At 63.5% G+C, this 3,073-nt stretch carries 3 protein-coding genes; all 3 read left to right on the forward strand.

The genetic code is table 11. The features are described from left to right. Positions 1-840: hypothetical protein (locus Q1L59_RS07835; protein WP_300330466.1), on the forward strand; the 840-nt coding region annotated here is incomplete at its 5' end. A 170-nt stretch (positions 841-1,010) separates the two neighbouring features. Beyond that, a complete protein-coding gene (locus Q1L59_RS07840) occupies positions 1,011-1,481 on the forward strand; it encodes a transposase (RefSeq protein ID WP_300330468.1) in 471 nt (156 codons plus the stop codon). A gap of 323 nt (positions 1,482-1,804) precedes the next feature. Further along, positions 1,805-2,965: a Fic family protein gene (locus Q1L59_RS07845; RefSeq protein ID WP_300330471.1), complete on the forward strand. Its 1,161-nt coding sequence runs from the start codon at positions 1,805-1,807 to the stop codon at positions 2,963-2,965. The last annotated feature ends 108 nt before the right edge of the window (positions 2,966-3,073 follow it).

The raw sequence follows: 3,073 nt of genomic DNA on the forward strand, positions 1-3,073 counted from the left end.
GGTGCTCCAGCCCTCCCTACTCTCAAAGCGTCCCAGCCTCCTTCAGAAACACTTCCTTCTCAAGGACTCTCCGTTCGCGCGATGAGCGAGCGCCTCAGGCCTCTGGTAGGGGAAGACGTAACAGACGCCGACCAACTCGTTCTAAAGCAGAGGGGAGGAGTAGTCGTCTTTCTCGAGTCGGCCGAGGACTTCGAGATCATTCATAAATGCTGGTTCTTTGACGAGGGGCAGGACATCTGCTTCCAGGCAGCCGATTCGTATGGATCGGGAAGCGGCGGAGGCGGGTGCAGGGCGGTCATCGACCTGGTGAGTGACGCGCGAAGTAACGGGATCAAGGCTTACGGGCTGTTTGATCGGGACGTGCTCCTCGCCGATCAGAATTGGTGCCTGTGGTGGGAGTACGAGGACGACGCGTTTTCAACTGCCCGACCGTACGGCGCCCATATCCGCGTGCTGCTGCGTTGGGAACTGGAGAACTACCTGCTGGATCCCGATACCATGCGGACTGAGGCCAACGATGAAAAAATGACCTCGGCGCATACCGCAGCGTCGGTGCTCACCTCCTGCCTTGGCTGCGCGAGCGAGCTGAAGGACAAAGCAGCAGCAAGTATTGCGGCCAGGGCTGCGAACCTTACAGCGCCCGCACCGGGTTTCGGCTGCAATCCTGCAAAGGATGGCGCTGAGCTGACTGCTGCGCTGCAGGAGCTGCTGCGAAAGCAGGGGCTGGACGATCCTGGCGACGCGATGAGCAACGCGCGTCAAGGGGTCGACCGGTTCGACGTGCCGAGCGCGCCTCCCGAGGTGCGTTGGGAGCGCCTGCTTCGGATGCTCGATGGCTAGGCTTCCCTCAAGTACATCAGTCACCGGACGCGAATCAGGTTTGACGAACGGCGGGCAGCGCTTGCTCGTCGGATGTTCGAATGCGGCAGAATTCCTGGTGAGATACGCGGCTACATCGAAGAGTTCAGAACCGCCGTCTGAGCAAAATCCGGTTTTCTGCCTGCACTTTCTTGAAATCGCCGGTGTGCACGCTGTGTGCGCGCCTGGAGGTTCGCGTGCGGGTGTTCAATGAGCGAGTGTTGCCGGGGGACTACCCGTTCGTTCTGGTGGACGCTTTGTTTATCAAGAGCCGGGACGACGAGCGGGTCGCTCGACGAGCGGCGCTGATCCTCTCGGGCGTTCGGAGCGACGGGTATCGGGAGCTTCTGGGTGTCCAGATCGGCGACAGCGAAAGTTTCGTCACCCGCGACAAGACTTTTCGATGGCTGAAAGCTTATGGTCTGAAGGGGGTGCTGTTTGTCGTCTCCGACGAGCATAGCGGGCTGACGCAGGCGATCGCCAAGCAGTTTCAGGGAGCCACGCGGCAACGGTGTCAGGTGCATCTGATGCGCAACGTTCTAGCGCAAAGCCCGGTGAAGCTGCGTACCAAAGTGGCGGCCCGCTGCGCGGCAGGCCCGGCGGTTATCCGGGCTACGAGCTGACCGACGGAAGAGACGTCTTGTCAGTCCTGTAATGACCGTCGCTGTTTGAGGGGAAACAGGGGTGTTTCATCTCGGGGTATTCAAGAAGCACTGGGGCGGGGTCAAGGGCGGGCGAAGCCCGGCAAAGCGAACCCTCGGCGCCGCTACGCTGGACACGCGAGCGGGCGGGCTGCTGCCTGGAGGGGCGATCGTGCGCTGGGTCTTCAACTTCATCTTGAAGACGGGATCGAAGCCAAGGCGCGAACTGCATTTGTTCTTCGTTGCTATTGCACAAAACGTGCATTCGTGCAATAACCGGCGCCTCTTACTGCAAAGGCCCACCCATGGAGCGCGGCCTCACTGGCACCTACGAAACCTCAGTCGCGGCAGGCGAAACCTGCCGCGCGTTCGTGCCTGCGCCCCTGCCGCCCGACCCGTCGCTGAGCGTCGACGCCAGCCTTCAGGAACGACTGGACGAAGCCCATCTGGTACTCGGCCGGCTCGATAGCGTCAGCGTGCTGTTACCCGAGATCTCTGTATTCCTCTACAGCTACGTGCGCAAGGAGGCGGTGATGTCCTCGCAGATCGAGGGCACGCAATCGTCACTCGCGGACCTGATGCTCTACGAGGCCGCGGGCGCGCCCCGCGTGCCGCTCGACGACGTGCGCGAGGTCTCCTGCTACGTCGCAGCACTCGAACACGGCCTGGCCCTGCTCAAGGGCGGCCTGCCGCTGTGCACCCGGCTGATGAACGAGATGCACGCCAAGCTGATGACCCACGGTCGCGGCATCGGCAAGGCCCCGGGCGAGGTGCGCCGGACGCAGAACTGGATCGGTGGCCCGTCGCCGGCACGCGCAAGCTTCGTGCCGCCACCGCCGCAGCGCCTGGGCGACTGCCTGTCCGACCTGGAAAAGTTCCTCAACGACCAGCCGATCCGCCACTCGGCGCTGATCAAGGCGGCGCTCTCGCACGTGCAGTTCGAGACCATCCACCCCTACCTGGACGGCAACGGGCGCCTGGGTCGCTTGCTGATCCCGCTGATCCTGGTGCACGAGGGCGTGCTGCGCGAGCCGCTGCTGTACCTGTCGTTGTACTTCAAGACCTACCGCAGCAACTACTACGAGATGCTGCAGCGGGTGCGCCTGCACGGCGACTGGGAGGAATGGCTGTGGTTCTTCGCCACCGCCGTACGTTACTCGGCCGCGCAGGCCGTGGACACCGCCAAGGCGCTCAACGCCCTCGGCGAGGCCGACCGCGAGCGCATCCGCAGCCTGGGCCGCGTTGCCGCGTCGGCGCTGCCGGTGCACCAGGCCCTGTTCGCCCGCCCGATGAGCACCATTCCCGCCATCGGCGCTGTCACCGGCCAGAGCCCGCACACCGTGGGCAAGATGCTCGACGCGATGATCGCGCTCGGCCTGGTGCGCGAAGTGACCGGCATGAAGCGCAACCGCATCTACGAATACACTGCCTGCCTCGAACTGCTGAACCGGGAAGGCGAGGCATGACGAATCCGGAAGATCACCGATGCCCCTGACCCTGCCTCAACTGGAGCGCCACCTGTTCAAGGCCGCCGACATCCTGCGCGGCAAGATGGATGCCTCGGAGTTCAAGGA

This window comes from Accumulibacter sp., from assembly GCF_029255125.1.
Classification (GTDB): Bacteria; Pseudomonadota; Gammaproteobacteria; order Burkholderiales; family Rhodocyclaceae; genus Accumulibacter.

What these genes read in the sequence shown, in the direction of transcription:
- Q1L59_RS07845 (WP_300330471.1), top strand. Translation starts at nt 1,805, where the DNA reads ATGGAGCGCGGCCTCACTGGCACCTACGAAACCTCAGTCGCGGCAGGC.